This window comes from Corynebacterium sp. AOP36-E1-14 (genome assembly GCF_052377495.1).
In the GTDB taxonomy this organism is placed as follows: domain Bacteria; phylum Actinomycetota; class Actinomycetes; order Mycobacteriales; family Mycobacteriaceae; genus Corynebacterium.
In genome coordinates, this window is sequence record NZ_JBQSWV010000015.1 from 1 (window position 1) to 26,154 (window position 26,154).

General features: G+C 69.3%; 26 protein-coding genes. 13 read left to right on the forward strand and 13 right to left on the reverse strand.

Annotated elements, in window-relative coordinates; translation table 11 throughout:
* Position 1 precedes the first annotated feature (1 nt).
* The 6 genes from ACT3TD_RS08355 to ACT3TD_RS08380 all read left to right on the forward strand — a co-directional run bounded on the left by ACT3TD_RS08355 (position 2) and on the right by ACT3TD_RS08380 (position 5,063).
* Entirely contained in the window at positions 2-1,261 is a 1,260-nt protein-coding gene (locus tag ACT3TD_RS08355) for an alkane 1-monooxygenase (protein ID WP_441579310.1), read from the forward strand.
* Between the two features lie 3 nt (positions 1,262-1,264).
* Positions 1,265-1,654, forward strand: a complete 390-nt coding sequence (locus ACT3TD_RS08360) for a hypothetical protein (RefSeq protein WP_301443021.1) — start codon at positions 1,265-1,267, stop codon at positions 1,652-1,654.
* Positions 1,655-1,732: 78 nt separating this feature from the next.
* Positions 1,733-1,909, forward strand: coding sequence for a rubredoxin (locus tag ACT3TD_RS08365; RefSeq protein WP_441579309.1), 177 nt, complete (start codon positions 1,733-1,735; stop codon positions 1,907-1,909).
* Positions 1,910-1,960: 51 nt separating this feature from the next.
* Positions 1,961-2,143, forward strand: a complete 183-nt coding sequence (locus ACT3TD_RS08370) for a rubredoxin (protein ID WP_075816283.1) — start codon at positions 1,961-1,963, stop codon at positions 2,141-2,143.
* Between the two features lie 52 nt (positions 2,144-2,195).
* Positions 2,196-3,473: an NAD(P)/FAD-dependent oxidoreductase gene (locus tag ACT3TD_RS08375; RefSeq protein ID WP_301444032.1), complete on the forward strand. Its 1,278-nt coding sequence runs from the start codon at positions 2,196-2,198 to the stop codon at positions 3,471-3,473.
* Positions 3,474-3,557: 84 nt separating this feature from the next.
* Positions 3,558-5,063, forward strand: coding sequence for a carboxylesterase family protein (locus ACT3TD_RS08380; protein WP_441579308.1), 1,506 nt, complete (start codon positions 3,558-3,560; stop codon positions 5,061-5,063).
* Between the two features lie 140 nt (positions 5,064-5,203).
* Here ACT3TD_RS08380 and ACT3TD_RS08385 read toward each other — a convergent pair whose 3' ends face one another.
* Positions 5,204-6,664, reverse strand: coding sequence for a dicarboxylate/amino acid:cation symporter (locus ACT3TD_RS08385; RefSeq protein WP_301444178.1), 1,461 nt, complete (start codon positions 6,662-6,664; stop codon positions 5,204-5,206).
* 226 nt (positions 6,665-6,890) lie between these two features.
* Between ACT3TD_RS08385 and ACT3TD_RS08390 the strand changes: the two genes are divergently transcribed.
* Complete coding sequence (locus ACT3TD_RS08390) at positions 6,891-7,706, forward strand: CPBP family intramembrane glutamic endopeptidase (RefSeq protein ID WP_301444179.1); 816 nt, start codon at positions 6,891-6,893, stop codon at positions 7,704-7,706.
* An 18-nt stretch (positions 7,707-7,724) separates the two neighbouring features.
* Here ACT3TD_RS08390 and ACT3TD_RS08395 read toward each other — a convergent pair whose 3' ends face one another.
* The 3 genes from ACT3TD_RS08395 to dps form a co-directional block, all read right to left on the reverse strand.
* The gene (locus ACT3TD_RS08395; RefSeq protein WP_301444184.1) at positions 7,725-8,756 is read right to left on the reverse strand and encodes a GmrSD restriction endonuclease domain-containing protein; all 1,032 of its coding nucleotides are present in this window, start codon (positions 8,754-8,756) and stop codon (positions 7,725-7,727) included.
* A gap of 67 nt (positions 8,757-8,823) precedes the next feature.
* Positions 8,824-10,116, reverse strand: a complete 1,293-nt coding sequence (locus ACT3TD_RS08400; RefSeq protein WP_301444185.1) for a glycosyltransferase 87 family protein — start codon at positions 10,114-10,116, stop codon at positions 8,824-8,826.
* A gap of 164 nt (positions 10,117-10,280) precedes the next feature.
* On the reverse strand, positions 10,281-10,784 hold the full coding sequence (dps, locus tag ACT3TD_RS08405) for a DNA starvation/stationary phase protection protein Dps (RefSeq protein ID WP_301444084.1): 504 nt from the start codon (positions 10,782-10,784) through the stop codon (positions 10,281-10,283).
* A 110-nt stretch (positions 10,785-10,894) separates the two neighbouring features.
* Between dps and ACT3TD_RS08410 the strand changes: the two genes are divergently transcribed.
* Positions 10,895-11,743, forward strand: coding sequence for a PaaI family thioesterase (locus tag ACT3TD_RS08410; protein ID WP_301444083.1), 849 nt, complete (start codon positions 10,895-10,897; stop codon positions 11,741-11,743).
* Entirely contained in the window at positions 11,740-12,627 is an 888-nt protein-coding gene (locus tag ACT3TD_RS08415; RefSeq protein WP_301444082.1) for a PaaI family thioesterase, read from the forward strand. The genes ACT3TD_RS08410 and ACT3TD_RS08415 overlap by 4 nt, the downstream gene beginning before the upstream one ends.
* A 6-nt stretch (positions 12,628-12,633) precedes the next feature.
* Here the strand turns inward: ACT3TD_RS08415 and ACT3TD_RS08420 are convergent, their stop codons facing one another.
* Both ACT3TD_RS08420 and ACT3TD_RS08425 read right to left on the reverse strand, forming a co-directional pair.
* The gene (locus ACT3TD_RS08420; protein WP_444614983.1) at positions 12,634-13,686 is read right to left on the reverse strand and encodes a CNNM domain-containing protein; all 1,053 of its coding nucleotides are present in this window, start codon (positions 13,684-13,686) and stop codon (positions 12,634-12,636) included.
* Positions 13,679-15,049, reverse strand: a complete 1,371-nt coding sequence (locus ACT3TD_RS08425; RefSeq protein WP_301443843.1) for a hemolysin family protein — start codon at positions 15,047-15,049, stop codon at positions 13,679-13,681. The genes ACT3TD_RS08420 and ACT3TD_RS08425 overlap by 8 nt, the downstream gene beginning before the upstream one ends.
* 189 nt (positions 15,050-15,238) lie before the next feature.
* Here ACT3TD_RS08425 and mgrA point away from each other — a divergent pair, with 189 nt between their 5' ends.
* Positions 15,239-16,288 carry an L-glyceraldehyde 3-phosphate reductase gene (mgrA, locus tag ACT3TD_RS08430; protein WP_441579305.1) on the forward strand — a complete coding sequence of 350 codons (1,050 nt, stop codon included), beginning with the start codon at positions 15,239-15,241 and terminating at the stop codon, positions 16,286-16,288.
* A gap of 12 nt (positions 16,289-16,300) precedes the next feature.
* On the opposite strand, the gene ACT3TD_RS08435 is transcribed toward mgrA, so the two are convergent.
* The 4 genes from ACT3TD_RS08435 to ACT3TD_RS08450 form a co-directional block, all read right to left on the reverse strand.
* Positions 16,301-16,855, reverse strand: coding sequence for a type 1 glutamine amidotransferase domain-containing protein (locus tag ACT3TD_RS08435; RefSeq protein ID WP_301443841.1), 555 nt, complete (start codon positions 16,853-16,855; stop codon positions 16,301-16,303).
* A 61-nt stretch (positions 16,856-16,916) separates the two neighbouring features.
* Positions 16,917-18,458: an acetaldehyde dehydrogenase ExaC gene (gene exaC, locus ACT3TD_RS08440; RefSeq protein WP_441579304.1), complete on the reverse strand. Its 1,542-nt coding sequence runs from the start codon at positions 18,456-18,458 to the stop codon at positions 16,917-16,919.
* 119 nt (positions 18,459-18,577) lie between these two features.
* Complete coding sequence (locus tag ACT3TD_RS08445) at positions 18,578-19,030, reverse strand: DoxX family protein (protein WP_301444211.1); 453 nt, start codon at positions 19,028-19,030, stop codon at positions 18,578-18,580.
* Between the two features lie 89 nt (positions 19,031-19,119).
* Positions 19,120-19,881 (reverse strand): class I SAM-dependent methyltransferase, encoded by a 762-nt coding sequence (locus ACT3TD_RS08450; protein ID WP_301444210.1) that lies wholly within the window; start codon positions 19,879-19,881, stop codon positions 19,120-19,122.
* An 88-nt stretch (positions 19,882-19,969) separates the two neighbouring features.
* On the opposite strand from ACT3TD_RS08450, the gene ACT3TD_RS08455 reads away from it, so the two are divergent.
* A complete protein-coding gene (locus ACT3TD_RS08455; protein WP_441579303.1) occupies positions 19,970-21,211 on the forward strand; it encodes a DUF418 domain-containing protein in 1,242 nt (413 codons plus the stop codon).
* A gap of 16 nt (positions 21,212-21,227) precedes the next feature.
* Here the strand turns inward: ACT3TD_RS08455 and ACT3TD_RS08460 are convergent, their stop codons facing one another.
* On the reverse strand, positions 21,228-22,115 hold the full coding sequence (locus tag ACT3TD_RS08460; RefSeq protein ID WP_301443260.1) for a phosphatase PAP2 family protein: 888 nt from the start codon (positions 22,113-22,115) through the stop codon (positions 21,228-21,230).
* 243 nt (positions 22,116-22,358) lie between these two features.
* Here ACT3TD_RS08460 and ACT3TD_RS08465 point away from each other — a divergent pair, with 243 nt between their 5' ends.
* Together ACT3TD_RS08465 and ACT3TD_RS08470 are read left to right on the forward strand one after the other, a co-directional pair.
* Positions 22,359-23,432: a YdcF family protein gene (locus ACT3TD_RS08465; RefSeq protein WP_301443253.1), complete on the forward strand. Its 1,074-nt coding sequence runs from the start codon at positions 22,359-22,361 to the stop codon at positions 23,430-23,432.
* Between the two features lie 198 nt (positions 23,433-23,630).
* The gene (locus ACT3TD_RS08470; RefSeq protein ID WP_444614984.1) at positions 23,631-24,242 is read left to right on the forward strand and encodes a hypothetical protein; all 612 of its coding nucleotides are present in this window, start codon (positions 23,631-23,633) and stop codon (positions 24,240-24,242) included.
* Here ACT3TD_RS08470 and ACT3TD_RS08475 read toward each other — a convergent pair.
* Entirely contained in the window at positions 24,160-25,170 is a 1,011-nt protein-coding gene (locus ACT3TD_RS08475) for an ATP-binding cassette domain-containing protein (RefSeq protein WP_301443255.1), read from the reverse strand. The two genes, ACT3TD_RS08470 and ACT3TD_RS08475, sit on opposite strands and share 83 nt — an antisense overlap.
* Positions 25,167-26,069, reverse strand: a complete 903-nt coding sequence (locus tag ACT3TD_RS08480; protein WP_301443256.1) for an ABC transporter ATP-binding protein — start codon at positions 26,067-26,069, stop codon at positions 25,167-25,169. Before ACT3TD_RS08480 ends, ACT3TD_RS08475 begins: the two co-directional genes overlap by 4 nt.
* Positions 26,070-26,154 lie beyond the last annotated feature (85 nt).

The window sequence follows — 26,154 nt, forward strand, 5'->3', positions numbered from 1 at the left end:
CATGACGACAACAAACAAGAAGACAGCACCCGCCGAGGGTGGTGTCACCGCAGAAGAGTCGTTCACCCCGGAAGAGAAGCAGTGGGTGGACAAGAAGAAGTACGCCTGGATCCTCAGCATGGTGCCCGGTGCCATGCCGCTGATCATCTGGGGCATCGTGGAGTGGATGCGGGCCATCAACGCTCCCGACGTCCTGGTCTCCGCGTCCTGGTTCCTCGGGCCCATCGCCGTGTTCATCATCGTCCCCATCGGGGACTGGGTCCTCGGCCGTGACGGCGAGAACGCCCCCGAGGAGTTCGTGCCCTGGCTGGAGGAGACGAAGTACTACCGGATCATCTCCTACCTGTACTTCCCGCTCATGCTGGCCAGCCTGATCCTGTGCTGCTGGCAGTGGACCTACGGCGGGCTCGAGTGGTACGACAAGATCGGCCTGGCCTGGACCATGGGCATGACCTCGGGTATCGGCATCGTCGCCGCCCACGAGCTCGGCCACAAGAAGGGCAGCTTCGAGCGCTGGCTCGGCAAGATCGTCCTGGCGGTCCCCGCCTACGGCCACTTCTACGTGGAGCACAACAAGGGCCACCACGTGAAGGTCGCCACCCCGGAGGATCCGGTCAGCTCGCGCATGGGTGAGAACGTCTACGCCTACCTGGTCCGTTCCATCCCCCGTCAGATCCCCCGCGCCTGGGACATCGAGAAGAAGCGTCTCGCCCGCGGCGGCAAGGGCCAGTTCAACCTGGACAACGACGTGCTCAACGCCTGGCTGATCACCGTCCTGATCTGGGGCGTGCTGCTCGCCGTGTTCGGCATCAACATCCTGCCGTACCTGCTGATCCAGGCGGTCATCGGCATCGCTCTGCTGGAGTTCGTCAACTACCTGGAGCACTACGGCCTGCTGCGCCAGAAGCTCGAGGACGGCCGCTACGAGCGTTGCTCCCCGGAGCACTCCTGGAACTCGGACAACCTCACCACGAACATCTTCCTGTACCAGCTGCAGCGCCACTCGGACCACCACGCCAACCCCACCCGGCGTTACCAGTCCCTGCGTTCGGACGTCTTCGCCCCGGAGCTGCCCGGCGGTTACGCGACGATGATCGCCGTCGCCTCGTTCCCGCCCCTGTGGTTCAAGATCATGGACAAGCGCCTGATGCAGTACTACAACAACGACACCGAGCGTGCGAACCTCTACCCGCCGAAGGCCGCCAAGCTGCGTGCCAAGTGGGGTACGGCAGCACCGGCAGCCGCCACCAAGGAGGGCTGACCAATGACCGCGACCGCGAACAACGCATCGTCCGACGCCCCCGACATCGCCGCGATCCGCGCGACCGGCGGGGCCGACATCCCCGAGAACCAGGCTCCGCCGCAGAAGATGACGAACCCGAAGGTGCACTACATGCTCTGCACCGTGATCGCCGTCGTCGGGGCGGTGGCACTGGCCCTGGGCATCTTCGGGGCGTACGGCCTGGCCTACGTACACGCCGTGAGCCCGTGGCTCGTCCTGATCTCCCTGTTCTTCCTCCTGCCCGGCCTCGTCGGCCTGATCAGGGGCCCCGGGGTCCCGTCCACCCACGTGATCCCCCGGCCGAAGAACCGCAAGCCGATCGACTACGCCGCCGGCGCCGGTGGCGCCGCCGGCCCGGCCCCGGCGGCCTGACGAGTCCCCCTGCCCCACCCGTCGCCGTCGCCGGCGGCGGTTCCCTACTGCACACACCATTGAGAAGAGAAAGGACAGGTGACCACTGTGGCTGTCTACCAGTGCCCCCTGTGTGACTACCGTGTCGACACCGACGCAGGAGACGACGCCGAAGGGTTCTCCCCCGGATTCGACTGGGAGTCGGAGGTCCCCGAGGACTGGTTCTGCCCCGACTGCGGGGTCCGCGACAAGGTCGACTTCGACAAGGTCAGCTAGGTGCCGACCGCAACGGCAGCACCGGACACCAGCTCAGGAAAGGAGCTCACCATGGACGACTACAAAGTCTACGAATGCCTGCAGTGCGGGTACATCTACGACGAGGCTGAAGGAGACCCGGCGGAGGGCTTCCCCCCGGGCACCCTCTGGGACGACATCCCCGACGACTGGGAGTGCCCGGACTGCGGTGCGGCGAAGGCCGACTTCGAGATGGTCCAGATCAGCCGCAAGTAGCCGCACACCCTCACGTTGACGTACCACCGACTTCACAGACAGGATCCTGCTCATGACTGAACCCGACCACCAGCGCATCGCCGTCATCGGCGGCGGTGTGGCCGCCCACTCGGCGCTCAAGGCCTTCCTCGCTGCGGCCGGGGACACGGTCGGCTCCACCACCGTGGACATCTACACCCGGGAGGCGCACCGCCCGTACCGTCGCCCGTCCGTGAACAAGGACATCCTCATCGACGGCAAGGGCCCGCAGGACGTCTCCCTGCCCGGCGCGGTCTTCGACGGTTCCGACAACGTGGACGTCGAGCTGCACCTGTCCAGCGAGGTCACCGCCGTGGACACCACGGCCCGCACCCTCACCGTCGACGGCGAGGAGCGCCCCTGGGACCAGCTCGTGCTGACCACCGGGGCCTCCCCGCGTGAGCTCGACACCGCGTGGACCGCCGGACGCGACGTCCACTACATCCGCACCCCCGAGCACTCCACGTCGCTGCGCGGCTCCCTCCAGGGCCTGACCGCCGACGACAACGTCGTCATCGTCGGCGCGGGCATCCTCGGGCTCGAGGCGGCGGCCGCCGCGTCCTCCCTCACCGAGGCCAGCGTCACGGTGCTGGAGGCGCAGGACGACATCTGCCGGCGCATCCTGCCCGCCGCCGCGGCCGGCTGGCTGCGCCAGCGCCACACCGAGCACGGCATCGACATCCGCTGCGGTCTCAGCGACGAGCAGATCGACGCCGCGGTCAGTGAACTCGACCCGGCCGTCATGGTCGTCTCCGTCGGTCTCGACCGCGACGTCTCCCTGGCCCGCTCCGCCGGGCTGGAGGTCGGACGCGGCATCGTCACCGACGAGTTCGGCCGCACCTCCACCCCCGGCGTCTGGGCCGCCGGTGACTGCGTGGAGATCCGTGCCGAGGACGGGACCGTCAACCTCCCGGAGGACGAGGGGTCCGCCCGCCTGCTCGGCGGCATCGTCGGCGCCGCACTGGCCGGCAAGGACGCCGAGTCCTTCCTGCTCTCCCCGTCCAAGGGGTGGTCGCGCCAGTACGGTCTGATGCTCAACCTCGCCGGCGCCACCGGCCGACCGGTGCAGAGCGGCCAGCCCGGCCCGTCCGACACCCCGGCGGACCACGAGCTCGTCCTGCTCAGCGAGGACGAGGAGCTCGTGGTGTTCAGCCTTGTCTCCCGCTCCGGCGGGGAGTCCGAGGTCTCCGGTGTCACCACCGTGGGCCGCAGCCCGGTCGTCCGCAAGGCGAAGAACGCCCTGGGCATGACCCTGCACGAGGTCGAGGCGGAGTTCTTCACCGACGGGGCGCTCATCTCCTCGGCGACCTGAGTCCCGCCCTCACGGGCCCACCGTGACCCACCGTCCTCAACGCCCGGCCACCCCACGCGGGGGCCGGGCGTTAGGCTTGTCGGCATGCACCAGGGACCCCGCACCGTCCGCACGACCGTCGCCGACCGGTGGACCGTCACCACGACCACCGGGAGGATCCGGGGCCACGCCGTGAACCACGGCGTGGCCTTCCGCGGCATCCCCTACGCCGAACCGCCCGTCGGTGACCTGCGCTTGCGCCGTGCACGCCCGAAGACCCCGTGGGACGGGACCTTCGTCGCCGACCGCCCCGGCGAGTACTGCAGCCAGTGGCGCGACGCCCGCCACGGCTGGATCGGCTCCGAGGACTGCCTCTGGCTCAACGTCGTCGTCCCACACGGCGGGCCCCGCGACGGTGACGAGCAGCGTCCTGTCGTGGTCTACCTGCACGGCGGATCGAACATCCACGGCTCCGCCCGCGAACCGCTGCTGTCCGGCGAGTACTTCGCCAACGCCACCGACGCTGTCTACGTGGCGGTGAACTACCGCCTGGGCATGCTCGGCCAACTCGCCCTCGGCCACGCCGACGGCCTCGACACCGACCGTTTCGAGACCAACGCCGGGCTGTCCGACATCGTCACCGCCGTCGAGTGGGTCCACGCCAACGCCCAGGCGTTCGGCGGCGACCCGTCACGGATCACCGTGATGGGCGAGTCCAGCGGCGGCGCGATGGTCACCGCGCTGAGCGCCTCACCGCGGATGGACGGCCTGGTCGCCGGTTTCATCGCCCAGTCCCCCGCCGGCGCGATGGTGCACTCCCCCGCCCAGGCAGGGCAGCTGTCGGACGCGGCCCTGGAGCTGCTCGCCACCCGGACCGACGCCTCCCCGCTCGACGCCGACCACCGGGACCTCGCCTGGTTGACGGAGAAGCTCAACGCCGCGTCCTGGGGTGCCGCCGGGATCGCCGGCGCCTTCGCCCCGGTCGTCGACGACCTGCTGCCGCGCCACCCCCTGGAACCCGGCGCGCAGTTGGACGTGCCGCTGCTCGTCGGCACGAACCTCGACGAGTACGTGCTGATGCGCTGGAACCGGGTGTCGCGCAGGACGTTGCAGGGCCAGACCCGCGACTTCGCCGGCCTCATCGACGACGAACGAGGGCCGGACGTGCTGTCCACGTTCTACTCCGGCGGGCGGCGTCGCGGGGACGCCGGACGCTTCATCGGCGACGCCCTGTTCACCGCCCCCTCCATGCGGCTGGCCGACCAGCACCCGTCCGGGCGCGCCTGGATGTACCGGCTGGACCTGACGACACCGTCGTTGAACATCTCCGGCATCGGTGCCACCCACGCCCTGGACCTGCCGATCCTCTTCGGACGCTACGACTCCGGACGCGGCCCCGGTGCCCTGGCCCTGGGCGGGCGCGACCGGATGTCGGCGACGACGGCGGTGATGCAGCAGCGCTGGCGCGAGTTCATCCACCGGGGTGACCCGGGCTGGACGCCCTACCGGGACGGTTTCGCCACCCAGGTCTTCGACGCCGGCGAGGAGACCGTCGACGACCCGGTGCCGGAGCTGCGTGAGGCGTGGTCGCGGGTGCGGCTCACCGGGTAGCAGCTGGCCGCTTTCCTCTGTTCCCCTGCCCCGGTTCCCCTGCCCCCCCCCCTGTGAGACCTTGAGCCCTCAGGTCGCGGATCGGGGTGATCGGCGACCTGAGGGCTCAAGGTGCGGTGCGTGTAGTGCGTGCCTGTCGGTCAGCCGCGCACGGTGGAACCGGTGAGCTCGGAGTCCTCGGGATCCTCGGCGCTCCCAGCGTTCTCAGTGCTCCCAGTGCTCTCAGCGTCCTCCGGCAGGTGCGCGCGGTGGCTGTCCTCACCGGCGGAGGCCTCGAACCCGCCCTCCTGGGCGGCGTCCCAGATCTCCTTGTCCCAGATGCCTGCCCGCTTGGCCACCACCGTGGCAGCCAGGGACTGACCGGTGACGTTGACCGCGGTACGGCCCATGTCGATGATCGGCTCGATGGCCAGCAGCAGGCCCACACCGGCGAGCGGCAGGCCCAGCGTGGACAGGGTCAGGGTCAGCATCACGGTCGCGCCGGTGGTGCCGGCGGTGGCGGCCGAACCGATGACCGAGACGAAGATGATCAGCAGGTAGTCGGTGAAGCCGAGGTCGATGCCGTAGAACTGGGCGACGAACAGGGCGGCGATCGCCGGGTAGACCGCGGCGCAACCGTCCATCTTCGTCGTCGCACCCAGCGGCACGGCGAAGGAGGCGTACTCGGTGGGCACACCCATGGAGCGTTCGGTGACACGCTGCGTCACCGGCATCACGCCCATCGAGGAACGGGTGATGAAGCCCAGGGAGGTGACCGGCCACACGCGGCGGTAGAAACCGACCACGGGCAGTCCGTTGAACGCGAGCACCGCCGGGTAGATGACCAGCATCACGATCGCCAGGCCGATGTAGATCGCCAGGACGAACTTGCCGAGGGAGCCCAGGGCGTCCCACCCGTAGTCGGAGACGGCGTGGCCGATCAGCGCACCGGTGCCGATCGGTGCCAGGCGGATGATCCACCACAGCACCTTCTGCACCACGGTGAGCAGTGACTCGGTGACCGCCAGGAACGGTTCGGCGGACTTGCCCGCCTTCACCGCGGCCACACCCAGCACGATGGAGATGACCAGCAGCTGCAGCACGTTGAAGCTCAGGCCGATGTCCCCCTCCGAGTTGGCGGAGGCCGCCAGGCCGAGGATGTTGTCCGGGACGATGGACTCGAGGAAGCCGAGCCACGAACCGGAGCTGGACGGCTCGGCGGCGCTGGTCGCGTCCACCGAGGTGCCCTCGCCCGGCTTCATCACCAGGCCGACGCCGATACCGACGAGCACGGAGAAGAAGGCTGTGATGGCGAACCAGATCAGGGTGCTCACCGCCAGGCGTGCGGCGTTGGCGACCTTGCGCAGGTTGGCCACCGAGGTGATCACCGCGGCGATGATCAGCGGCGGGATCATCAGCTTCAGCAGGCTGACGTAGGTGGAGCCGACCTCGTCGAGGAGGGTGCCGAGCCAGCTCTGGTCGTCCTCGCCGAGGTCGGCGCCCTGGGCGCGGGCGATGAAGCCGAGGATGAGGCCGATGACGAGACCGGCGATGACCTGGGCGCCGAACCCGGTGAGCCAGCCCGGGATGCGGCTGCTCCGTTGGTCGTGTGTAGTCGACATGCGCGTGTTCCTGATTCTCTTCGCTGCACGGGTTACGGACAGACTCATCTGTCTATTCTTGGTGTCCATACTCTAACGCCACCGGCCCCCGAATCCATTCCCGGGTGGGTCCCGGCGGTGTCCCTGACCGTTGGCTGGCAGTGGCGTCCGGAGTCCATGTCGATCCGTCCACAGCCCGCCGATGAGCTCGCGGACCATGCCGCGGGCGGTATAACGTTGATCTGTAATGAGCCTGACCACCACACGATTCACCCCGTCCGCCCTGTTCCGGCGGCGTGCCACCGCCACTACCGCCACTGTCGACACCGCCACCCCCGCGCGCGCCGCCGCCCCGTCGCGAGGCGTCCGCACGCGGGACGTCCTGAACGTCCTGGCGGTCGTCACCGCCCTGGCCGTGATCAACGTCACCGCGCACTTCTCCCAACTCGCCGCCGTCGCCACCACCGTCCCGGTGGGCGTGGCGATCCTGTTGGTCATCGCCCGCGCGAACGGGATGACCTGGCGGGACCTCGGGCTGGGACGCCACACCCACGGCAAGGGCCTGCTGTACGGTCTCGGCGCGGCCGGCCTGGTGGTGCTGGCCGTCGGCATCGGCCTGGCCATGCCGTTCACCAGGGAGTTCTTCTTCAACGAGTCCTACGCGAGCCTGCGTACCGCGCTGATCGCCGCATTGGTGATCATCCCGCTGCAGACCGTCCTGCCCGAGGAGCTGGCGTTCCGCGGCGTACTGCACGGCACCCTGGCACGCATGGGCGGCACGAAGCTGGTGTTCTTCGGCAGTTCGCTGCTGTTCGGTCTGTGGCACATCGCCAGCTCACTGAACCTGACGGCCAGCAATGCCGGCCTGACCGCCTTCCTGGGGTCCGGGACGGCGGCACAGTGGCTGGGCGTGGGCGCCGCCGTCGTCGCCACCGCCGGGGCCGGCGCCGGGCTGACCTGGCTGCGCCACCACACCGGCAGCGTGATCGCCCCGATCGGCCTGCACTGGGCACTCAACGCGGTGGGTGCGCTCGCCGCAGCCGCAGCCTGGCAGCTGCTCTAACCGGCGCCGGTACGAGGCTCACTCGCAGGCGACGCCGTCGTTGTCGCCGTCCATCTGCGCCCGGTAGCCCGGCTGGCCACGGTAGAGCGGAGCCGCTCCGGCCGCACGTGCCGCGGTGCAGTTCTGGTAGTACACCTCACCGCCGACCTCCCCCGCCGGCTCGGCGGCAGGGGCCTGCTCGGGGGCCTGCTCCGGGGCCTGTTCGGCGGCAGGTTCAGCGGCCTGCCTGGGAGCCTCCTCCACCGGGGCGAGGCCGGCGGAACCGTCCGAGTCGCAGTTGCCGAGTTCGCGGGCGATCGCGTCATGCTCGGCGGCGGTCACCCACAACGCGTACTTCGCCTTGACCTGCACCTGGGTGGCCACGTAGCTGCAGCGGAAGGCGCGGTTCGCCGGCAGCCAGGTCGCGGCGTCCCCGTCGCTCTTCTGCATGTTCGCCGGGCCGTCGACGGCCAGCAGGTTGAGGTGGTCGTTGGCGAGCTCCTCGCGACGCTCAGCCGACAGCTGCTGCGCACCCTTCTGCCACGCGTCCGACAGGGCCACGACGTGGTCGATGTGCACCGCGGTACTCGTGTCCGGGCCACGCACGAAATCGATCGTGGTCGCCGTGTACGGGTCGTCCAGGGTGCCGGTCATCACCTTGCACGGGCCCTCCCGGTCGATGTCGGTCATGTCGCGGGCGAGGACGTCGTTGCGCTGGTCGCAGCCGTTGCGGTCGGTGTCCTTCCACCGCTGGCCGAACTCGTCGCGGCTGTAGCCGGTCTTCGGCGCCCGGCCCTTGACCTCCAGGGTGCCGAGCATGTCGACCATGTCCTGTACGGCGGGTTCGCCGGACGCGGCGTCGGCTCCGTCGCCGGCGTCCCCGGTCTCGGCCGCGTCCGTCGTCGGCTCCGGGGAGGACGCCTCGGACGACGTGCCGGACGCTGCCGCCGGCGCGGACGTGGCGGAAGGCGCGGCGGACGTGGCGTCCTGCGTGGTGCCGGCGCAGCCGGCGAGGACCAGTGCGGTGGCGGTGACGGCGGCGAGTACGGACGCCCGGCCGGTGAAGCTCATGTGACCCCTGAGTCTGATGTGGTCGTTACGACTCACATACTAAGGGGACAACTCACACGGGTGTTACTCAGGCTCGTGGGCGGCAGCGCCACGCGGCCACCAGCAGCAGCACGAAACACACGATCCCGGCGATACCCTGCACGTTGCTGAGCAACCAGTTGCCCTCGAACGCCCGGTAGTACGGCTCCACCGTGGCCCCCACGCTCACGTCGTTGCGCGGCAGCACGTTCGCCGCCAGCAGCACGAACACCCCGACCAGGGTCACCCAGTCGCGCGAGGCACCCTCCCGGCCCAGCACCAGCGAGACCAGCAGCCCCACCGCCACGATGATGCCCGTCCAGTGGTGCGTGACCGCCACCGGCGCGGAGATGCTCACCGCCAGCACCATCAGCAGCAGCACCGACACCGGACGCCCCGCCCGGCCCAGCTGCCAGGCACCCCAGCCCGCCAGCACCGCGATGACCAGCAGCCCGGGCAGCATGATCGTCTGCGCCAGGTCGCCGTCCACCCCGGCGCGGGAGATCAGCCCGGTCAACGCCTGGTTCGCCTCGTAGTCCGGCGGGCCGCCACGGTCGCCGTTGAAGAACTCCTCCGTCCAGTAGAACAGGGACTCCGCCGGACGCATCGCCCAGCCGAGCGCCACCGTGACGAAGAACGTCCCGGCCGAACGCGCCAGGTCGCCCCAGCGTCGCGACACCAGGAAGACCAGCGCGTACGCCGCCGGGGTGATCTTGATCCCCGCGGCCAGGCCCACCCCGGCACCACGCAGCCACCGCGGCGTGTACCCCAGCAGGTCCGCGGTGACCAGCAGCACCAGGAACACGTTGATCTGCCCGTACATCAGGTGCGTCTGCAACGGCTCCAGGCACAGCGCGAAGCCCAGCATCGGCAGCGCCACCAGCAGCGGACGCCACAGGCGCAGCCGGTCGGCGACCATCGCCAGCACACCCCAGGCGGCCACCAGGCTCGTCGCCGTCCACAACGCCTCCATGAGGTTCTCGTCGAACCAGGTCAGCGGCACAAACAGCGCCGCCGCGAGAGGCGGGTAGATGAAGGCGAAACCGCTACGTGAGTCGAAGTCCTCGCCGTAGAGCCCGCCGCCCTCCACGACGGCACGTCCGGCGTCGCGGAACACGCCCACGTCCAGCAGGTAACTCGAACTGACGTGCCCGATGACGCCCACCAGCTGCCACACCAGCAGGACGACGCCCACCGCCGCGGCCGCGCCGGCGACGGTGCGTCCTGCGGTGGTCCGTGGCGTCCTGCGTGGCGTCCTGCGAGATAGCTGCCCCGGCAGCGTGTCCGACACCGTCCCCGGGTCACTGGTGGGCTCGGGGCGCGACGGTGCGGCAGGGGTCATGGCAGATGGTCTCTTCCGTACGGGGCTCGGTTGGTCGGCTCAGGTGGTCAGGTCGGTGAACAAGCGTAGGGGACGGCGCTGGCCACGCCACCCCCGCACACTGTGAAACCGCTGTCAGCCCCGTTGGGACTGACAGCGGCTTCAGGAGAAAACGCGGCTACCTGCTAGGCGCCGGAGGAGATGTTCCCGCTACCGTCCTCCAGGTGAGCCCGGATGAACCACTGGAACTTCTCCATCTCGCGCACCTGGCCCACGATCAGGTCCTCGGTGACCGGATCGAGCTGGTCCACGGCGGAGTCGGCCTCGCGGGTGTCCACGATGACCTTGTCGTAGATCTCGTTCAGGGCGGTGAGGTGCTGCTGCACCGTGCCCTTGTTGATCGGGTACTGCAGCGGGTCGCGGCCCGGTGCGTGCGAATCAGGGGTGCCGACCGGCTCGCCACCGAGCGCGGCGATGCGCTCGGCCACGTCGTCCGCGTCACCACGGACACGGTCGACCTCGGGGTCGAGCATCTCGTGGACACCGATGAACGTCGGACCAACGACGTTCCAGTGCGCGTGCTTGAGAATCAGGTGCAGGTCGTTGTACGCGGTGAGACGCTCCTGCAGGATGTCGATGACCTGCTTGGCGTCGCCCTCGGACAGGCCCGGAACAGTGAAGTTACTCATGATGTGAATCTCTCCTTTCACCAACTCAGAGTACGCGCGGGCGGCGGGGCCCGCCATGTTCACATAATTGTTCTCGCCGACCTCCCACGGAATGTAGTGTTACCGATATTATGACTTCACGAACGAATCCCTCCCGCGTACGACGTCTCGCCCGCCGGGCCCAGGGGCAGGTCATGAAGCGGGTCTTCTCCGGCCCCCAGGCCTTCGAACGCTCCCTGGACGTGTGGCCGCCGCTCGCCGGCGCCGGCGTGAAGGTGCGCGGCATCGCCGACGACTGGTCACACGGCACCGTCGTCCTGCGACTCGGCCCGCTGAACCGCAACATGCACGGTGCGGCCTTCGGCGGCACGCTGTTCGCCATGACCGACATCCTCTTCGGCACCCTGGTGATGAAACGCCTCGGCTCCGACTACGAGGCCTGGACCCGCACGGGCAGCTTCCAGTACCTGAACCCGGGGCGCAACGGGGCCAAACTCCTCGTCGACGCGGACGACGCGATGATCGACGACATCATCTCCAAGGTGGAGCAGCACGGCTACTACAACGTGGCCTACACCTCGGTGATCCGTAACCCCGACGGCACCGTGGTGGGCATCGGCCAGCAGGACCTGCACGTACGCCCCCGCAAGGGCCGCGAGGCGCAGCGTCCCACCGCGCAGGACGGCTCGACGACCGCGCGCGGCGTCGAGGAGTCCGCCCCGCCGCTGGAGCCACGCGGCATCACGTTGGCGTCGCTGGTCACCGCCCTGGCGTGGCGGGCGTGGGGCAGTGAGGACGATGCGTCCGACCATGGCGGGCAGCTCAACTCCGCGCTGAGCCACTCCCGCCGTATCCCCGATCCCGAGGACCAGGCGCGCTACGTGGCGGCCGAGGCGCTGAAGACCGGCGCACTGACCCGCGAGCAGATCCTGGAACTGCACATCCCCGAACGGCTGCTGCCGGTAAGGAACGAGGAATGAGCGCGACCACCCCACCCCACTCACCGCACTCCCCGCCCGAGCAGGCCGGGCGCGGCACCGGCCGGCGACGGTCCCTCCCGGTGCGGCTCTACCGCTCCGTGGAGAGCTACATCACCCGCTACGTGTTCTCCACCCCACGCGGGATGGAGCAGGTCACGCGCCTGTGGCCGCCGCTGGCGGGCTCCGGCATCCGGCTGCGCAACATCGCCGACGACTGGTCCCGCGGCGAGGTTGTCCTGCGGCTCAGCCCGATGACCCGCACCCCGAACAACGCCGCCTTCGGCGGCACCCTGTTCGCCATGACCGACATCCTCTTCGGCACCCTGGTGATGCGTCGTCTGGGTTCCGACTACGAGGCGTGGACGCGCACCGGCACCTTCCAGTTCCTCAACCCGGGGCAGAACGGTGCGTTGCTGCAGGTCGAGGTCGACGACGACATGGTCGCGATGATCCGCCAGCGGGTGCGTGACGACGGCTACCTCAACGTGGCCTACACCTCGGTGATCCGTAACCCCGACGGCACCGTGGTCGGCATCGGCCAGCAGGACCTGCACGTACGCCCCCGCAAGGGCCGCGAGGCCAGCCGCGAGTTCGCCACCGACGGATCCTCCACACCGCGCTCGGCCGACGAGTCCGCCCCGCCGTACGACCCGACCGGAATCACCCTGGCCTCCCTGGTCACCGCCGTGGCGTGGAAGGCGTGGGGCGGCCCCGAGGACCGGGCCAACGGCGACGGCCGGTTGAACTCGGTGCTCAGCCACGCCCGACGCATCCCGGTGCCCGAGGACCGCGCACGCTACGTGTGCGCCGAGGTCCTCGCCGACGGTGCGATGACCCGCGACGAGGTCATCGGCATGCGCATCCCCGAGTCGCTGCTGCCGTAGCCGGCGCTACTGCCCCTGCCCCGCCTCGCGCGGCAGGACGAACGCCAGGATCTCCGGCAGCGTGACGACCCGCGGCAGCAGGGTGCCTGTGCCGACTGTGCCGCCTGTGCCGCCGGCGCCACCGGACCCGCTCACGCCCACGAGCTGCTCGCTGGCCTCACGCATCCGGCGGAACGCCTCGTACACCGGCATCGACGCCGGCAGCACCAGCAGGTCCCGGGCCAACGGGGCGGCCGGGGCCGTCCGCGCCTCCGGCAGGGTGTCGCGCACGTGCAGCACCGACGTCGACGTACCGTCCGGCCCCTCCAGTAGGACGCGCATCTGCGCGGTGCGGCGGGCGGCGTCCTGCACCTCCCCGACCGTCGCCGCGGCCGTCAGGTGCGGGACCTGCGTGCCCGGCAGCTCACCGAGGGTTCGTTGCTGCAGGTCCAGGGCGCCGGCGATCTGGGACTGGAACTCCGCCTCCAGGGCACCCTCCTCGGCGGAGTGCTCCACGAGGTGGCGCAGGGTGGCGGCGTCGTGCCCGCCCGCGGCGGCCCGGTCGACCGGTTCCGCCCCGGACATCTTCACCAGGCGGTTGGCCACCCGGTTCATCCACAGCAGCAGCGGACGCAGCACCCACGCCAGCGCCCTCGCCGGCACGGACACCAGACGGGCAGCGCGCTCCGGGAAGGCGATCGCCCACGACTTCGGCGCCATCTCGCCGATGACCAGGTGCAGGAAGGTCACCACCAGCAGGGCCAGGACGAAGGACACGGTGTACGCCGCACCGTCCGGGATGCCCCAGGCGGTGAACAATGGCTTCAACCAGGCCGACACCGCCGGCTTGGTCACCGCGCCGAGGGCGAAGGTGCAGGCGGTGATGCCGAGCTGCGCGGCGGCGAGCATCACCGTCAGTTCATTCACGCCGCGCAGGGCGGCGCGGGCGGTGAGGCTCCGGTCCGCCGCGTCCTCCAGCCGGTGGCGCCGCACGCCCAGCAGGGCGAACTCGATCATCACGAAGAAGGCGCTGCCCACGAGCAGCAGCAGGGTCACCAGGACCACGGTGAGGTCACTCATCGTCGCTCACCTCCAGGTGGACGAGCAGTTCGGTGGGTACGTGGTTGCCGACCTCGGTCACCTCGGCGACCAGGACGCGGTCCTGCGGGCGGTCGTCGACGACCTCACGCGGGTCCCGCGGCAGGGCGACGGGCACGACCTCACCGACCTCCGGCAGGGAACCGAGCTCGTCGATGACCAGCCCGGCGAGGGTCTCGTACTCCCCGTCGGGCAGGCGCACGTCGAGCACGCGTGACACCTCGTCGAGGTGCTCGTCGCCGGCGATACGCCAGCGCTGCACACCGTCGGAGGTGGTGACCTCCGCACTGATGTGGTGCTCGGGGGCGTCGTGCTCGTCGGTGAGTTCGCCGACGAGCTCCTCGGCCAAGTCCTCGGCGGTGAGCACGCCGGACACCCCGCCGTACTCGTCGACCACGCAGGCCAGCCGGTTGTCGGACTCCTGGAGTTCCACCAGGGCGTCCGGCAGGGCCATGACCTCGGGCAGCACCACCGGCTCACGCACCAGCGTGGCCACCGTGGTGGACGGGTCGAGGTCGGGGTCGAGGACGTCGTCCAGGTGCAGCACACCGTAGAGACGTTCCTCCTCCTCGTGGGACTCCTCGTCCTCCACCGAGCCGAGCACCGGGTAGCGGGTGTGGCCGCCGGCCATGCGCACGCGCGCCTCGGCCACGGTGGTGCCCGGGTCCATCTCGCCCAGGCGCGCCCGGGGCACCATCGCGTGCTCCACGGTGCGCTCGGGGAAGTCGAGGATGCGGTCGATCAGCATCGACAGCTCCCGGGGCAGGTCACCGGAGGCGCGCGAGTCGGCGACGATGCGTCCCAGGTCCTTGCGGTCGGCGGTGGAGTCCACGTCCTCCACCGGGGTCACACCCACCAGGCGCAGCAACGCGTTGCTGGACCAGTCGAAGAAGGCGATGAGCCAGCCGAAGAGGAACAGGTAGGCCTGCGTGGACCGGGCCAGGGCGCGGGCCAGCGGCTCCGGGGCGGCGATGGCGAGGTTCTTCGGGTACAGCTCGGCGAAGATCATCTGCACCACCGTGGCCACCAGCAGGGTGACCGTGGCGGCGACGGCGGCGGTGCCCGCCCCGCCGAGGATCTCCCCGACCGAGCCGCCGATCATCGGTTCGGCCAGCTCACCGACCAGCAGGCCGGTGACGGTGATGCCCAGCTGCGCGCCGGAGAGCATGAAGCTCGTCCTGCGGGTGACCGCCAGGGCACGTCCGGCCGCGGCGTCCCCGTCGGCGGCGAGGGCGCGCAGACGCGCCCGGTCCACCGACATGTACGCGAACTCCTGCGCCACGAAGTAGGCGTTGGCGACGATGAGGGCCAGGATGACGACGATGCCGAGCAGCAACGTCAGCAGCGGGCTCACCGGTCACCCCCTGAGGCCGGTGCGCTCCCTGCGCGGGGCGGGTGGCTGTGGCTGCTCCTGCAGCTTGTGCCACCCCTGGTACTCGGACACGGACCATCGTCCATGGTGGACGCTCAACTCCTTCATGCGGTGAATGTAAGTGATACGCAGGATACACGATCCCGGGTACCCTCGGCGCGCATGAGTACCGCAGAGTTCCCCGACGTCTACCGGGCCGCCGACGACCGCTACGCCACCATGCCCTACCGCCGCTCCGGCACCTCCGGACTGCAGCTGCCGGCGATCACCCTGGGCCTGTGGCACAACTTCGGCGACGACCGTCCACTGGACACCCAGCGGGCGATCCTGCGCCGCGCCTTCGACCGCGGCGTGACGCACTTCGACCTCGCCAACAACTACGGTCCGCCGCCCGGTGCGGCGGAGGAGAACGTGGGACGGCTCCTGGCGTCCGACTTCCGCCCGTACCGCGACGAACTCGTGGTCAGTTCGAAGGCGGGCTGGCGGATGCAGGACGGCCCGTACGGCTTCGGCGGCTCGCGCAAGTACCTCGTGGCCAGCTGCGACGCCTCACTGCGCAGGCTCGGCCTGGACTACGTGGACATCTTCTACCACCACCGTCCCGACCCGCAGACCCCCGTGGAGGAGACCGTGGCCGCCCTCGACCACCTGGTGCGCAGCGGGCGCGCCCTGTACGTGGGCATCAGCTCCTACTCCCCCGAGCTGACCCGTCGGGCGACCGCGGTGGCCCGGGACCTGGGGACCCCGCTGACCATCCACCAGCCCTCCTACTCGATGTTCAACCGGTGGGTGGAGGACGGTCTGCTCGCCGCCTGCGCCGACGAGGGCCTCGGCGTGATCGCCTTCTCCGCCCTGGCGCAGGGACTGCTGACCGGCAAGTACCTGGACGGTGTGCCGGAGGGGTCGCGGCTGGGCGCGGGGAAGATGTCGGAGTCCTTCCTCACCGACGAGACGGTCGAGGCGGTGCGCGCGCTGAACACCGTCGCCGAGGCGCGGGGTCAGAGCCTGGCGCAGATGGCGATCGCGTGGGTGCTGCGCCGCCCGGAGGTGACGAGCGCGCTGATCGGTGCGTCCTCGGTGGCCCAGTTGGACGACTCGCTGGACGCCCTCGACAACCTGGACTTCACCGGCGGCGAGCTCGCCGAGATCGACCGGTGGGCCGTGGACCGTGGCATCAACCAGTGGGCCGGTGCCACGGAGTCGACGGCGTAACCCGCGACCGGGTCAGGACGCGGCGAAGGCGGCGACGACCGCGTCGTTGAAGGCGGGCAGGTCGTCCGGGGTGCGCGAGGACACGATGGTGCCGGCGCCCTCAGGCCCCCCGCAGGTGTGCGCCTCCTCGTCGACCCAGGTGGCACCGGCGTTGACGAGGTCGGTGCGCAGGCTCGGGTAGGAGGTCAGCGTCCTGCCGGACAGGACGTCGGCGTCGGTGAGGATCCAGGCGCCGTGGCAGATCACGCCGAGCGGCTTGCCGCCGGTCACGACCTCGCGGACGAGGGCGACCGCGTCGGCGTCGAGCCGCAGCGCGTCGGCGTTGGACGTCCCGCCGGGCAGCAGGACGGCGTCCACCGTGGCCGCCTCGACGTCGGCGGTGCGGGCATCCGCGGGCACCTCGGTGCCCTTCTTGCCGGTGATCGCCTTACCGCCGGGTGTGGCGATGACGACGTGCGCCCCGGCGTCCGAGACCGCGTCGCGCGGGGAGGTCAGCTCGGAGTCCTCGAACCCGTCGGTGGCGAGGACCACGACGGTGCGGCCGGTGAGCTTCTTCTGGTCGGACATGGGTGGTGTACCTCCTTGACGAGAGTCGTTCTCTGGCACCCACCCACGCTACGCCGGTGAATCAGAACAGGCCGTTCGGGTTCTCGTCGTAGGACCACAGCAGGTTCTTGGTCTGCTGGTAGTGGTCCAGCATCATCAGGTGCGTCTCGCGCCCGATGCCGGACTTCTTGTAGCCGCCGAACGCCGCGTGCGCCGGGTAGGAGTGGTAGTTGTTCACCCACACGCGACCGGACTCGATGGCGCGGCCCGCCTGGTAGGCGGTGCGGCCGTCGCGGGCCCAGACGCCGGCACCGAGACCGTAGTCGGTGTCGTTGGCGATCTGGATGGCCTCGTCGAAGTCCTTGAAGGTGGTCACGGCGAGGACCGGGCCGAAGATCTCCTCCTGGAAGCAGCGCATGGCGTTGTTTCCCTTGAGGATCGTGGGCTCCACGTACAGGCCGTTCTCCAGGCCGTCGACGGTGCGCACACCGCCGCCGATGAGGACCTCCGCGCCCTCCTCGGGACCGGACTTCAGGTAGCTGGTGATCTTGTCCATCTGCTCCAGCGAGGCCTGCGCGCCGATCATCGTGGCAGGGTCCAGCGGGTTGCCGGCCTTGATCGAGCGGACGCGCTCGACGGCGAGGTCGAGGAACTCGTCGGCGATGTCCTCCTGGATCAGCGCACGTGAGGGGCAGGTGCACACCTCACCCTGGTTCAGGGCGAACATGGCCAGACCCTCGAGGGTCTTCTCCCGGAAGGAGTCGTCGGCGTCCATGATGTCGCCGAAGAAGACGTTCGGCGACTTGCCGCCGAGCTCGAGGGTCACCGGGATGAGCTTGTCGGCGACGGCCTTGTTGATGATCTTGCCGACCTCGGTGGAACCGGTGAAGGCGATCTTGGCGATGCGGTCATTCTGCGTCAGCGCCGCACCAGCCTCCTCACCGAGACCGTTGACGATGTTGAGCACCCCGTCCGGCAGGATGTCGGAGATCAGCTCGGCGACCAGCAGGATCGACGCCGGGGTCTGCTCGGCGGGCTTGAGCACGATGGCGTTGCCCGCGGCGAGGGCGGGACAGATCTTCCACGCGGCCATGAGGATCGGGAAGTTCCAGGGGATGATCTGGCCGACCACGCCGAGCGGCTCGTGGAAGTGGTAGGCCACGGTGTTCTCGTCGATCTGCGAGAGCGAGCCCTCCTGGGCACGCAGCGCACCGGCGTAGTAGCGGAAGTGGTCGACAGCGAGCGGGAGGTCCGCGGCGAGCGTCTCACGCACGGACTTGCCGTTGTCCCAGGTCTCGGCGACGGCGAGCATCTCGAGGTTCTCCTCGATGACGTCGGCGATCTTGAGCAGGACGCGGGAGCGGTCCTGCACACTGGTCCTGCCCCAGGCGGGTGCCGCGGCGTGGGCGGCGTCCACCGCCTTGTCGACGTCGGCGGCCTGGGATCGTGCGACCTCGGTGAACACCTTGCCGTCGACCGGGCTGATGTTCTCGATGTACTGCCCGTCGACGGGGGCGACCCACTGGCCGCCGATGAAGTTCTCGTACCGGGGCTTGAAGGAGACGAGCGAGCCCTCGGTACCCGGGGCGGCGTAGGCGTTGCTGGCGGTGGCTGTGGTGGTCATGGTGCGGTGCCTCCCAATGCAGGGGTCGTCTGGTTGGTTCTCGTGCCACGACCAACCTAGCGCCTCCACCGCGTGATGGCTACCACTATTTTTTTATAATATGAGCTGAATCACATTACTCACTTCGCGACGCGACGGCGGCGCAGCAGGCCGTCGACGCCGTAGCGTCCTCCCGCAACCGCACCGACCAGCGCCGCGCCGGCGGCGAGCACGAGCACGAGCTCGTAGCCGCCGTCCGAGACGAAGATGGTGCCCGCGTCACTGTGGGCGTACCAGAACGCGCCGGCCATGTCGGCGACGACGAGGACGGCGACCAGCGGCGTGAGCAGGCCGATGATCAGCAGGACACCACCGACGAGCTCCACGGCCGCGGCGAAGACCGCCGCCGCGGTCGCCGCGGGCACACCCATGGACTCGAAGCCCTGGGCGGTGGCGTCGATGCCGTTGGTGACGAACTTCTGCCAGCCGTGGGCGAAGAGGGTCACACCCAGGGCGATGCGGGCGAGCAGGATGACGATGTTGCTGACGACGTTGCTGACGGTGCTCGTGGAAGCGGTGGAGACGGTGGACATGAGGGGACCTCGCTACCGGTCGGAGAAGTGATTGACGTGTCCACGATAACGGAGGTGGTTGACGTGTCAACCTTTTCGTGACGTGCGCCTCACAACCGCCCGGCGCGCACCGCCACCGGCCACGACACCTGACGCGGGCGACCGTTGTCGCCCCAGATGTCCACCAGGTCCGAGGCGAAGTTCTGGAACAGGTCCGAGCGGCCCTGCCGCTCCGCCTTACGCACCGCCGACCACGTGCCCACGTACCCCAGGAACGCCTCCCGGTCCAGGTCCGCGTCGATGCTGAGCTCCGGGACGTCCAGCTCCTCGAAGGGGAATGGCATCGTGCGGTACCCCTCGTCGACGTAGCGACGCTCCGGATCCCAGTACGGCCCGATCTCGTCGTAGTAGAACCGTCCGAACCGCTCCTGCACGTCCGCGTCGGAGATCCGCAGCACCCCGTAACTCACCAGCGCGATCAACGCGCCCTCCCGGCCGATACGCCGGGCCTCGGCGTAGAAGTCCGGCAGCGTGAACCAGTGCGCCGCCTGCGCCGCGGTGACCAGGTCCGCCGAGCCGTCCTCCACCGGCAGTTTCTCCGCCGACGCCACCCCGTAGGCGATGTTCGGGTGATGCGTGGCCGACGCCAGCTGCGACTCGCTGGGGTCGAACGCCAGCACCCGGTCAAAGTAGTCCGCCAACTGCACCGACAGCTGCCCGGTACCGCAGCCCACGTCCACCGCCACACCCGTGCCCGGCGTGTGCTCCGCCAGGAACCCCGACACCTGCGTGGGGTAGGACGGACGGAAGGACGCGTACTCCGCGCCGCCGGTGAACCAGTTGCTGCGGGGCGCCTCAGGGTTGTCGCTCATGACACACAAGGCTACCGCCGATGTCATACCGCCGAAGTCATACCCGGGACTGACGACCCCGGGCACACGCTCCGGCATGCTCTAGGACGTGAAGAACGTGAAGAAACAGCAGAACCGCATCCTCGGGCTCGACATCGCCCGCGCCGTCGCCGTCGTCGGCATGACCGTCGACCACTTCGGCCCCGCCTCCTGGGCCACGTGGTTCACCGGGTGGCCGTCCATCCTCTTCGCCTTCCTCTCCGGCATGTCCATGGCGCTGATGACCTCCCACGGCCTGGCGTCCGGCGTGCCCGCCTCGCAGGTACGCCGACGCGTCGCGATCCGCGGGGCGATCCTGCTGGTCATCGGCGTGCTGCTGGCGTCCGCCGGACCCAACATGATCGTCGTGCTCGCCACGCTCGGTGCGTCCTTCCTGATCTGCACCGCACTGGTGACGCTGCGCGGCACCACCCTGCTCGCCCTAGGCGCCGGCGGCATGCTCGTCCTGCCGCAACTGTCGTACTGGCTGCGGGACGTCCTGCCCGCCGCAGGCGGCGGCAGCGAGGGCGGCGAGATCGAACTCGCCGTGGTCCCCCGCCTCGACCACCTCACCTCGCTGGACGGCGTCGCCACCGCGCTGCGCGCGCTGCTGCTGGACGGCATGTACCCGGTGATCACCTGGCTGCCCGTCATCGTGCTCGGCATGGGCGTGATGACCGTGGGTGTGGACAGGGCGAGGCGCGTGGTGTGGCTGGTCACCGGGCTCGTCGCCGCACTCGGCTCGGCCGCGTTCACCTGGGTGATGGTCGCCCGTTTCGACGTCCAACCCCTGATCGTGGACCTCATGGGGATGGACCTGCGCGAGCTCGCCGAGGCCTCCGACATCTCCGTCTTCGCCGCCTGGCGGATGTACGGCATGTCCATGGGCACCACCTCCTCCCCGGGTGAGCTGCTGGTCGCCGGCGCGCACTCCGGCTCCACCCCGGACCTGCTGCTGAACACCGGCATCAGCCTGGTGGTCGTGACCCTGTGCCTGTGGCTCGGTGACCTGGCGGGACGGTGGCTGTTCCCCCTCGTCGCCCTGGGCTCCTGCGCCTTCACCGTGTACGTGGGCCAGGCGCTGGTGTCCGCCGGGATCAACCACTGGCTGCCGGACGTGGCGGACGAACCGGGCGTGTCCCTGGTGCCGCTGGCCTGCTACCTCGGCGTGGCCGTGGTGTTCTGCACGGTGTGGAAGCACTTCTTCCGCCGCGGGCCGCTGGAGCAGGCCATGTACACCGCGTCGACCTGGGGGTCCGGCCCCCGGGCGCCCGAGAAAACCGGGACGGTCGCACCGAGCGCTCACCGGTGAGCTCGCCGAGGCAACGTCAGGCACGCACGTCGAGACGGCGCCACGTGGCCCAATACGCCAAGGCTGAGAGTACGGAGCACCCGGTCGCCAGACTGTTCGCGGTGAGATACAAATTCCACTCGATAATAGGATCCCGCAGATCCTGAATTCCGGACGCCACACCGATAAACGTACCGACAGCGAGAGAAAAGGCGCCCACCACGGCCATCGCGACGACATAGACGACCCTCACCTTCGGACGTGACCTACTCACGGTGACGGCCCCACGGCGAAGCAGGAGCAGAGCGGCGACGGCCCCGCAGATCAGGGCCACCATATCCGCGCCGAACGTATCGGAGAAACGATGCCACTTCGCGGTCGTGGTGTATGCGCCGATACCCACCGCCCACGTCATGACCACGAACATCGCCACACCTCGCCACCGGTACGGAACCACGAGAAACAGGGCGACAAGCACGGTCATCGCGATCGTGGTGTGCCCGCTGGGAAAGGAATTATGCGCGTAGTGTCCGGAAACCTCGACCAGATCGGGCCGCGGCAGCACGAATCGTTTCAACACCTGGGTCACGATCTGCCCACCCACGATGACCGAGACCGCGACCACCGCCAGGAACACCTTACGGCGAAGGAGCCCGATCATTCCGACCAGCGCAGTTGCTATTGCAAGGGTCCATATCGTGATGTCACCGAGCGCAGACCATGCGCCATCCGATTCCGCGGCCGGTGCCTGGTCCGCCCCGCGCAACGCAGCGTTCTCCAGCTCCTGCCCGGTAGTCGTCAACACGGCGAGCCAGTAGACCGCAACGAGCAGAACGAGGCTGACCGTCAACAGGATCCACCATCGCCGCCCCGTTATCGCGTTCGGGCTGACTTGTTCACGGTCATTCTCGCCAACAGCATTCATCACACCTTCTCCTCACATATCCTTCGCCACCGCACCACATGAAAGATCGGGCGCATCGGCCAACCTGGGGTGAATGCCGACATCGCACAGGATAGCGCCGGTCGAGCCGGGGCATCGGAATCGAGGATTCTTCCGATAGACTGCCGTTGGCAATGCTCCCACCAGGTGGATTGTGACGGCCGACAATGAACAGAAGAAACTACGGGGCATTCCAATCCCCCTGACATCGCAGCAGGAGTTCAGATGACAATAGCGCCAGCGATCGTGGCCGGCGTCATCATCTTCGGGGCCGTAGTTCTGGCGGCCGGGATGATCGGCCTCATCCGCGACGGCAGACGCCTCGCGACACCGGTCTACGTGACCATGGGTCTCGGCCTGCTCGCCATCGGGGTGGGCCTGCTGCTGACCAACCAGGGACACCCGGGGCCACTGATCGTCGTCGGCATCACGACAATGGCCCTGTTCATCCTGGGCAACGTGGTCGGCTATCCGTTGCTGATGATCTTCCTGCTGTACTCCGGCGCCACCGTACTGCGCAAGGAGAGCCGCTCCCTGGGCAATGCGCTGGCGCTGCTCGCCGGGCTCGGGCTGCTGTTCCTCCCGACGACGCTGGGGATCCTGGCCCCACCGGAGACCCCTCGTACCGACCCCGCCTACATGTTCCGGTACGCCACACACCTCTCGGTTGTACTGGTGGTGTTCTACTTCGGCTTCGTCTTCGCCGCCTTCTTCGCAGCCTCCCTGCTCTACCGCTGGCGACGCATCCGTACCGCCCCAGAGGCCGTCATCGTCCTCGGGTCCGGTCTCATCGACGGCAACGTCCCACCGCTGCTCGCCGCCAGGCTGGACCGTGGACTGTCCGTCCAGCAGCAGTTCCACGGCGAGCCGGTGCTCATCCCCAGTGGCGGACAGGGTCCCGATGAACCGCGACCCGAGGGCGAGGCGATGCGCGATTACCTGGTCGCGCAGGGTGCCGACCCCGCCACGGTGACCGCGGAGACCGAGTCCCGCACCACCGAGGAGAACCTCCGCTACTCCCGGAAGCTGCTCTCCGACCCGTCCTCCCCGGTAGTCGTCGCCACCAGCAGCTACCACGTCTTCCGTGCCGCACTCCTCACGAGGACGCTGGGTATGCGCGCGCACGTCGTCGGCGCGCCCACCGCCTGGTACTACTTCCCCAGCGCGGTGCTCCGCGAGTTCGTCGGGGTGATCCGCGACCGGCTCCGGTTCACCGTCCTCAGCATCGCCGTCCTCATTGTCTTCGCCATCGCCTTCACCGTGGTCATCGTGCCGGCGACGGCGCCAGGGATGGGTTAGGGGTTCCCCGCGTCCCGTGCCGGATTCGGCCTTTTCGTGCCGATGATCGGCCGAATCCGGCACGGGACGCGGGCACCGCCCGGCACACTCGAGGAGCGCCGTTGCTCCTCAGGCCGCACCTGGACGGCGTGTAGTCTCGACCAGACTAAGTTTTCATGAGGAACACGTTTCCCGCCTCCGAACGAAAGGACGGTCCCGATGAGAACGTCGACGACCATCACCGGCGTGATCGCACTCGGCACCATCGCCGCCCTGAGCGGATGCAGCAGTGAGGGGGACGCTGCTCCGTCAACGGAACCGCCGACATCGGCACCCGCGTCCGCATCAGCGTCCGACGCCTCGCAACCTTCGGGCGACCCGTCCGCCGGGGATCCCGAACGCTTCGCCGTCGACGGTGGCGGGTACATGTTCACCCTTCCCGACGGCGGGGTCTGCTCCGTCGACAGCGAGCTCAACGACAAGGTCGGCTCCGACTTCGCCTGCCTGCTCACCCTCGAGGAACCGATGCGGACGGAGGATGGCGAGGCGACCACCGGGCTCGAGTACCGGGACACCATGTTCGTCCCCAGCGCCGCGCTTACCGATCCCGACCTGCAGAAGGAGTTCACCGAGGCAGACGCCGAACCACTGGAGGCCGGCTCGCGAATCACCGCCGGGGACTACCAGGTGATGGCCGAGACGCAGGACGAGATCCTCATCGAGAACGACGTCATCGGTGGCAGCTTCTTCATCGCGGCACAGCAGCCGACCCGCTTCTGGATGCCCCGGCCGGACTGGGCCCCGGAGCCGAACTTCCCGCCGATCGACTGAGTTCCCTGACCCCGCCCGACATGACCTCGTCAGACACGGCGACCAGGTGCCCGTCACCCACGTCCCGCAGTTCCGCGCGCGGAGCGTCCTGCCCCGCCGTCATGCCGCGCTCCGGGTCGCGTCCGAGCAGGTCGGCGACGACGTGTCGGCGGCGATCCCGCGGGTCCGACACGGGCACCGCCGCGATCAGCGCGCGGGTGTAGGGGTGCCGGGCGTCGGTGAATATCTGGCCCCGGGTCCCGGACTCCACCACCCGGCCGCGTTCCATGACCACCACACGGTCACACAGGTGCCACACCACACCGAGGTCGTGCGAGATGAACAGGAAGGCCGTCTCCCGCTGTTCACGCAGGTCACTGAACAGGTTGATGATCTGCGCCTGAACCGAGACGTCCAGGGCGGAGACGGGTTCGTCGGCGACGACCAGTTCCGGACCCAACGCCATGGCGCGTGCGATTACGACGCGTTGCCGCTGGCCACCGGAGAATTCGTGCGGGTAGCGCCGGGCTGCGTCCGCCGGCATGCCGCAGATGCCCAGCACCTCCGCCACCAGGGCATCGACGGTGGACCTGGTGGCGAGGCGGTGCTGCAGGAGCGGTTCGCCGACGGCGTCACCGACGGTCATCCGGGGGTTCAGCGCACCATAGGGGTCCTGGAAGATGTACTGCATCCTCGGCCTGGCGCGCTGCAGCTGCCGCCGCGAGAACGTCGCCAGGTCACGGCCGTCGAACAGGACACGCCCCGCCGTCGGCGAGGTCATCCGCAGGACGGCCTGGCCGAGCGTCGTCTTGCCGCTGCCCGACTCACCCACCAGCCCGACGGTCTCGCCTCGCCGGACGACGAGGTCGACGCCGTCCACCGCACGCGTCGTGCCGAAGTGCTTCACGAGCCCGTCCACCTGCAGCAACGGCACGTCCTGCGCCCTCACGCGACGTCCTCCCGCGTCCGCCCGTCGTCCCCGGCGGCGAAGCGCCGGACGTCCTCCGGGATGGTCGGGAGCCGTCGGACGGTCCGGCCGATGACCGGCGACGTCGCGAGCAACGCCCGGGTGTAGGGGTGCGACGGGTTGTCGAACAAGGTGAGGACGTCCGTCTGCTCCATCACCCGTCCGCCGTACATCACCGTCACCGTGTCGGCGATCCGGGCGACCACACCCAGGTCATGGGTGATGAACAGGATCGCCAGACCAAGTTCATCGCGCAGGTCGAGCAGAAGGTCCAGGATCTGTGCCTGGGTCGTCACGTCCAGCGCGGTGGACGGCTCGTCCGCGATCAGCAGCTTCGGGCCCGCGCACAAGGCCATCGCGATCATCACCCGCTGCAGCATGCCGCCGGACAACTCGTGCGGGTAACGGGACATCAACGCCTCCGGTTCCCGCAGCCCGACGCGGTCGAGCCAGGCCACCGCGTCCCGGTGCGCCTCCCGCCGGGACATGTCCCGGTGGACCCGCAACGACTCGGTGACCTGGTCCCCGACGGTCAGGACGGGGTTCAGGGCGCTGCCCGGTTCCTGGAAGATGACGCCGATACCGCTGCCCCGCAGGCGTTGCAGTCCCGACCTGTCCAACGTGAGGACGTCCGTGCCGTCGAACCTCACGTCGCCGCCGACGATCCGGCCGGGCTCGTCGACGAGCCGGAGCAACGACATCGCCGTCACGCTCTTGCCCGACCCGGACTCCCCGACCACACCGCGGATCTCGCCACGCCGGACGGTGAAGCCGACGCCGTCGACCGCGGTCCTCACCCCTCCGTCCGGCAGCGCGAACACGGTGGTCAGGTCCTCCACCACGAGCAGGGGTTCCTGCCCGTCGTGATCCGTGAACTCCATGACCTTCTCTCCTTACATCTTCGGGTCCAGGGCGTCGCGGAGACGGTCCCCCAGGACGTTGATCGAGGCGACGGTGACCAGCACC